General features: G+C 70.1%; 9 protein-coding genes. 5 read left to right on the top strand and 4 right to left on the bottom strand.

The genetic code is table 11. The annotated features are described in order from the left end of the window. From E3O23_RS10030 to E3O23_RS10020, 3 genes are all read right to left on the bottom strand, one after another. The coding region (locus tag E3O23_RS10030; RefSeq protein WP_166790477.1) for an IS110 family transposase at window positions 1–129 on the bottom strand (129 nt) is incomplete at its 3' end. A gap of 243 nt (window positions 130–372) precedes the next feature. Then, a complete protein-coding gene (locus E3O23_RS10025; RefSeq protein ID WP_134490634.1) occupies window positions 373–1317 on the bottom strand; it encodes a sigma-70 family RNA polymerase sigma factor in 945 nt (314 codons plus the stop codon). Further along, window positions 1314–1559, bottom strand: a complete 246-nt coding sequence (locus tag E3O23_RS10020) for a hypothetical protein (RefSeq protein WP_134490632.1) — start codon at window positions 1557–1559, stop codon at window positions 1314–1316. The genes E3O23_RS10025 and E3O23_RS10020 overlap by 4 nt, the downstream gene beginning before the upstream one ends. A gap of 150 nt (window positions 1560–1709) precedes the next feature. Here E3O23_RS10020 and E3O23_RS10015 point away from each other — a divergent pair, with 150 nt between their 5' ends. From E3O23_RS10015 to E3O23_RS10005, 3 genes are read left to right on the top strand one after another with little or no spacing between them, the layout of a single operon-like run. Further along, window positions 1710–2621, top strand: a complete 912-nt coding sequence (locus tag E3O23_RS10015) for a 1,4-dihydroxy-2-naphthoyl-CoA synthase (RefSeq protein ID WP_134490630.1) — start codon at window positions 1710–1712, stop codon at window positions 2619–2621. An 8-nt stretch (window positions 2622–2629) separates the two neighbouring features. After that, on the top strand, window positions 2630–3787 hold the full coding sequence (locus E3O23_RS10010; RefSeq protein WP_174776630.1) for an AMP-binding protein: 1158 nt from the start codon (window positions 2630–2632) through the stop codon (window positions 3785–3787). A 42-nt stretch (window positions 3788–3829) separates the two neighbouring features. Continuing rightward, window positions 3830–4858, top strand: coding sequence for a 1,4-dihydroxy-2-naphthoate polyprenyltransferase (locus E3O23_RS10005; protein ID WP_134490636.1), 1029 nt, complete (start codon window positions 3830–3832; stop codon window positions 4856–4858). On the opposite strand, the gene E3O23_RS10000 is transcribed toward E3O23_RS10005, so the two are convergent. Beyond that, window positions 4855–5154 carry a DUF4229 domain-containing protein gene (locus tag E3O23_RS10000; protein ID WP_134490628.1) on the bottom strand — a complete coding sequence of 100 codons (300 nt, stop codon included), beginning with the start codon at window positions 5152–5154 and terminating at the stop codon, window positions 4855–4857. The two genes, E3O23_RS10005 and E3O23_RS10000, sit on opposite strands and share 4 nt — an antisense overlap. 71 nt (window positions 5155–5225) lie before the next feature. Between E3O23_RS10000 and E3O23_RS09995 the strand changes: the two genes are divergently transcribed. Continuing rightward, complete coding sequence (locus tag E3O23_RS09995) at window positions 5226–5654, top strand: PLD nuclease N-terminal domain-containing protein (RefSeq protein WP_134490626.1); 429 nt, start codon at window positions 5226–5228, stop codon at window positions 5652–5654. Window positions 5655–5692: 38 nt separating this feature from the next. Continuing rightward, window positions 5693–6239: thiamine pyrophosphate-binding protein (locus tag E3O23_RS09990; protein WP_255453299.1), on the top strand; the 547-nt coding region annotated here is incomplete at its 3' end.

The following is a 6239-nucleotide window of genomic DNA, read 5'->3' as shown; positions in this document are numbered from 1 at the left end:
GGATTCCTCGTTCGGCAGAGCCTTATCGAACAGCTGCTTCCCAGCGCGATCAAGGGCGACCGCGTGGTGCTCTCCCTTGCCAACATCAACGCCGATGAAAACGTCAACGCTGTCGTAATTGTCGATCATGAATGCTCCCGTCTCCTGTCATCGCTGGCCAGGAACCACGGCATCAAGTCTCGGCATCCGCGTTACGAACGGCCTAGAAACGAGTCCGGCCCAGCCCCTATCAGCGATCACCTGATGCCAATCAGACCCGGTGACAACACCCCCCGGATCATCAACGACTGGGGGCAACAATCATGCCGGGCCTGACAGGCCAATACCCTCACACAATTACACGATCAAGGGATACGAAGAAGGTAACGGGGGCTAGTCCCGCAGGTAGCGCTCCAAACGGGGCACGTGCAGCAGAGCCAGTGCGCGCTTCTCAATCTGCCGGACCCGCTCCCGCGTCACGCCCTGGATGAGCGCGATCTGGTCGAGGGTTCTCGGGGCGTCGCCGTCGAGTCCGAACCGGGCCTGGAGAATGGCCCGTTCCCGCGGCGGCAGCGCGTCCAGGTAGAACGTGATGTCCGCCGCCCGGAGGGCGATGGTGGCGTACTCGTCCGGCTGCGGCAGGTCATCGTCGATGATCAACTCGGAGATGTCCCCGATGCCGTCCCCGACCGGTGAGTGCAGCGAGATCGGCTCGTTGTCGTATTGCAGCAGGCGGGCAACGTCGCGGGCCGGGATCTGGGTGGCCTCGGCGAGTTCGCGCACGGTCGGGTCGCGGTCGAGCGTGCTCGTCAGGTCGCGACGGATCCGCTTGATCTTGTTGAGCTTCTCGGCGGTGTGCACCGGGATTCGGATCATCCTCGATTTGTCGGCCATGCCGCGGTGGATGGCCTGGCGGATCCACCAGGTGGCGTAGGTCGAGAACTTGTACCCGGTCATGAAGTCGAACTTCTCGACCGCCCGTACGAGCCCGATGTTGCCGTCCTGGACCAGGTCCATGATGGGCACTCCGCGCCCGGAGTAGTGCTTGGCGATGCTCACGACCAGACGCAGGTTCGCCTCGATGAAGTGATTCTTCGAGCGGCGTCCGTCGTGCACGAGCCAGGCCAGTTCGCGTTCGAGGGCGGGGTCGTCGATGCTTCCCTTGAGGAGCTTCTCCTCGGCGAACAGGCCCACTTCGATCCGGCGGGCGAGGTCGACCTCGTCCTCGGCGGTGAGCAGGGCACCCTTGCCGATCCGGCGCAGGTAGTCGCCGAAGGCATCGGTGGATGCGCGGCCGTAGCGGGCGCTCGACGGGGCGGAATGCGCGGTGATCGTCATGACATCACCGCCCGGCCGGCGAAGCTCGCCGCTGCTCGTTCGAACGACGAGAAATAGGTGCGTTCGCGGAGCGAGCCGAGGCGGGTGACCTCGTATGCGCCCTCGACCTGCTGGATGAATCCCAGCACCGCCGACGGATCCCCGTCGGGAATCGACCTATCGCAGATTCGCCATTCCGTTGCTGAGAGTTCGGTAATACGGACTTCGTGACGGTTCATACCGTCAACACCGACGTTATTCATGACACCTCCGGGTCGTACCAAGGAGATCAGTACACAGCCTGCGCGTTGGGCGCAAAAGGGGCTTGACATCCGGGCCGCCGATGGTGCTCAATGCCCACCTTTCGGGGGGCGGCTGCTGGAGCCCGGAGCTCGCCCGCGTAGTCTGGCTGCATGAGCGAACAGGTGTCCGAGATCTTTGACCCAGGCCAGTGGCGCGACGTCGCCGGTTTCGACACCCTCACCGATGTGACCTACCACCACGACCTGACCGGCCGCATCGCCAGGGTCGCGTTCAACCGGCCGGAGGTGCGCAACGCCTTCCGGCCGCGCACGGTCGACGAGCTCTACGCGGCGCTCGAGGACGCACGCACGAACCCGCGCATCGGCGTCGTGCTGCTCACCGGGAACGGACCCAGCCCGAAGGACGGCGGCTGGGCGTTCTGCTCCGGGGGAGACCAGCGCATTCGCGGCCGCGACGGGTACAAGTACGCCGAGGGTGAGACGGCCTCCGGGATCGATGCTGCCCGCAGTGGACGCCTGCACATCCTCGAAGTGCAGCGCCTCATCCGCTTCATGCCCAAGGTCGTCATCGCGGTCATCCCGGGCTGGGCCGCCGGCGGGGGGCATTCCCTGCACGTGGTCTGCGACCTCAGCATCGCCAGCGCCGAGCACGGCAAGTTCAAGCAGACGGATGCCGACGTCGGCTCCTTCGACGCCGGTTACGGCAGCGCCTACTTCGCCCGCCAGGTCGGCCAGAAGGCGGCCAGGGAGGTCTTCTTCCTCGCCCGGGAGTATTCCGCCGAGCGGGCCCTCGAGATGGGCGCCGTCAACGCGGTCGTGCCGCACGCCGACCTCGAAGCGGAGGCCCTCGACTGGGCGCGGGAGATCCTGACCAAGTCGCCCACTGCCATCCGGATGCTCAAGTTCGCCTTCAACGCCGTCGACGACGGCCTGGTGGGCCAGCAGGTGTTCGCCGGGGAGGCGACGCGGCTGGCCTACGGCACCGACGAAGCCGTCGAGGGCCGCGACGCGTTCCTCGAGAAGCGGGAACCGGACTGGGCCCCCTACCCCTGGCAGTTCTAGGCGCGTCCATGCCCAGGGCGCTGATCGCGGTTCCGGCCGACAACACCACGCGGCTCCTGGCCCTGCTGCGCCTGGCGCTCACCGCGGAGGGCGACGCCGTGATGCCGGTGCCGGGGAGCGAAGGCGCCCGGAAGATCGGAGTCGTGCCTCGCCGGGTGGCCGTCGTCATCGAGACGTCCGGCTCGACCGGTGCCCCGAAGCGGGTGATGCTCAGCACGGACGCGTTGCTGGCCGGCGCCGCCGCGTCGAACGTGGCCCTCGGCGGGCCCGGCCAATGGCTGCTCGCCCTGCCGGGTCACTACATCGCCGGGGTGCAGGTGCTCGTGCGGTCGATCGCGGCCCAGACCACGCCGCTCGTGCTGCCGCCGGGCGGGTTCGACCCGGCGGCCTTCCTCCGGCTCGCCGACAGGCTCAGCGAGCCGCTCCGGTTCACCTCGCTCGTCCCCGTGCAGCTGGACCGGCTGATGCAGGCCGCGGCCGAGGACCGCCACAGCCTCGCCGTGCTCCGGCGCTTCACGGCCATCCTCGTCGGAGGCCAGGCCGTCCCGGCCGAGTTGCTCCGCCGCGCGGACGAACGGGGCCTGCGGGTCGTGCGCAGCTACGGCTCCTCGGAGACGGCCGGAGGCTGCGTGTACGACGGGGTGTCCATCGGCGACACGAGTGCGCGCGTCGTAGACGGGCAGCTCGAGATCGCCGGCGCCGTGCTGGCCGAGGGGTACCTCGGTGACCCGAAACTGACCGCGGAGCGCTTCGCCGTCGAGCACGGGGTGCGCTGGTACCGCACCGGCGACCTCGGCGCCGTCGACCCCGAGACCGGTCTCGTGCAGGTCTTCGGGCGCGCCGACAACGTCATCATCTCCGGGGGCGAGAAGGTGTCGCTCGACGCCGTCGAACGGATCGTGCGCACGCTCCCCGGCCTCGCCGAGGCGGTCGTCCTGGGCGCCGACGACGCGCAGTGGGGCCAGGTCCCGGTCGTCGTGCTCGCCGCGGCGCCGGACGGGCCGCCCCGGCCGGCCGAGCTGGCGGAGATCCGTGCGGCGGCGGCATCCCTGCTCGGCAAGGCGGCGCGGCCGGCACGCGTCGTGGCCGTGGCCGCGATCCCGGTCCTGGCCTCGGGCAAGCCGGACCGGCAGGCGTTGCTCCGGCTCCTCGCCTCGGCCCAGTAGCATGATTGCGTGGCACACGGAGCGCGGCCGGTCAGGCCGAAAATGCAGCGGTTGAATCCCGCCGAACGACTCGCCCAGGCGACCGGTTCGGCCCGGAAGGGCGCGGCCGGCAACGGCTCGGCCAGGAAGGGCGCGGCCGGCAACGGCTCGGCCAGGAACGGCGCGCCCCGCAAGGGCCCGGCGAAGGTGAAGCCGGCCACGGCCGCCGACTGGGTCTCCGGCGCCCGGCTGCGCACCCTCCCGCTCGCCATCGCCCCGGTCGCCCTCGGCACCGGAGCGGCGATCGTGGCCACCGGCCCCGGGGTGTTCCACGCGGTGGAGGCGCTGCTCGCCCTCATGGTCGCCCTGTGCCTGCAGATCGGCGTGAACTACGCCAACGACTACTCCGACGGCGTGCGCGGCACGGATGCCTACCGCGTCGGCCCTGCGCGGCTGACCGGGTCGGGGGCGGCGAAACCCTCCACCGTCCTGAGCGTGGCGCTGGCCTTCTTCGGCCTTGCGGCGCTGGCCGGGCTCGCGCTCGTCGTGATCACCCAGCAGTGGTGGCTCCTCCTCGTGGGCGCCGCGGCCATCGGGGCCGCCTGGCTCTACACCGGGGGCAAGAAGCCCTACGGCTACTTCGGCCTCGGTGAACTCTTCGTCTTCGTCTTCTTCGGGCTGGTGGCGACGCTCGGAACGACCTACGTCCAGGCCGGGACCGTCAACACCGAAAGCTGGCTGGGCGGGGTCGGCATTGGCCTGATCGCCTGCGCCGTGCTGATGGTGAACAACCTGCGCGACCGCGACACCGACAAGGAGGCCGGCAAGCGCACGCTCGCGGTCCTCATCGGCAACGTGCCCTCCCGCGTCGTGTTCTGCGTCTTCCTGCTCGCGCCGTTCGGGATCGCGGCGTTCTTCTCGATCTTCTATCCGCTGGCGTACTTCACGTTCTTCGTGCTGCTGCTGGCGCTGCCGGCCTGCCTGATCACCGTGACGGCGAAGACGTCACGGGAGCTGATCCTGGCCCTGCAGCTCACCAGCCTGGCCGCGCTCGGCTACGGCCTGCTGCTCGGGCTCGCCTTCGCGCTCTAGCCTTCGCGTCCGGCCTGCTCGTCCCTGGCACGGTCGAGGCGGTCGAGCGCCGCGTCCTCCGACTCGGCGTCGGGGTGCACCGGCTCGGTGGCCGGATGCCGGGCGGCATACAGGTCGCGGGCGACGTTCTCCCGGGGCTTGCGCAGGAAGATGTAGGAGAGGCACAGGCCGATCACCGCGGCGACCAGCGCAGCCAGCCACCACTCGAGCTGCAACGCCAGCAGGACGCCGAGCGGGACGGCGAACATCAGCACGCGCAGGAGCGAATAGGACAACCAAGCGGGAACGGCCTTCATGCCTTCAGCTTAGAACGCGGGGGCTGTGTGGGCGCTCACCCTACTCTCGGCCGCGCGGCCTACAATCAGATATGCCAAAGCTCCTGATCGGTCTCGGACTGGTTGTCGTCATCCTCACCGTCTACACGCTCGTGGACTGTGCGCTCGCCGACCGCAACCGCATCCGCGGCCTGCCGCGCTGGGTCTGGATCTTCGTGCTCATCCTCGTGCCCGTGATCGGCCCCCTGCTCTGGCTGTTCGTCGGTCGCGGCCGCGCCGGCGGTGCCGGCGGTCGCATCACCCGTTCGCTCGCCCCCGACGATGACCCGGATTTCCTCCAGCGGCTCGGGCGCGAGAGCCGGCAGCAGGAGCGGATCCGGCAGATGGAGCAGGAACTGGCCGACCTCGACAAGCCCGACCCCCGGGCCGACAGCGCCCCCCGGCCGGACGCAGCCCCCGGGAGGGACCCCAAGCCGGCCGATCCCGGTGAGGGCGAACAGCCCGACCGCCGGGACGTCTGAGCCTGTCGGTGGCTGAACCCGCGGTGCCTGAACCGGCGGTGCCTGAACCCGCCCAGGGCGGCAGCCCGGCGACGGCCTTCAGCGTCGCGCTGCTGGACGAATTCGTGCGCCTCGGCGTGCGCGACGTCGTGCTCTGCCCGGGATCTCGCTCGCAGGCGCTCGCCCTGGCCTGCGCCGAACTCGAACGGATCGGGCGCATCCGCCTGCATGTGCGCCTCGACGAACGGGGAGCCGGCTTCCTCGCGCTCGGCATGGCCGTCGAAACCGGCGTCCCGGCGCTCGTGGTCACCACCTCCGGAACGGCCGTCGCGAACCTGCACCCCGCCGTGCTCGAAGCCCACCACTCCGGCGTCCCGATGATCCTGCTCACCGCCGACCGGCCGGACGAACTGCGCGGCATCGGATCGAACCAGACCACCGTCCAGCCGGGCATCTTCGGCGGGGCCGTCCGGCTCAGCGTCGACGAGCCGGCCCCGGTCGGCGGCCCGGCCGAGGCGGCCGGCGCCCTCGCCCTCGCCCGGCGGGCGCTCGAGGCGTCGACCGGCGTCCGCTCGGCCGACCCCGGGCCGGTGCACCTGAACCTGG

The organism is Cryobacterium tagatosivorans, from assembly GCF_004402215.1.
Lineage (GTDB): Bacteria > Actinomycetota > Actinomycetes > Actinomycetales > Microbacteriaceae > Cryobacterium > Cryobacterium tagatosivorans.
This window is presented reverse-complemented; position numbering and strand designations above follow the sequence as displayed.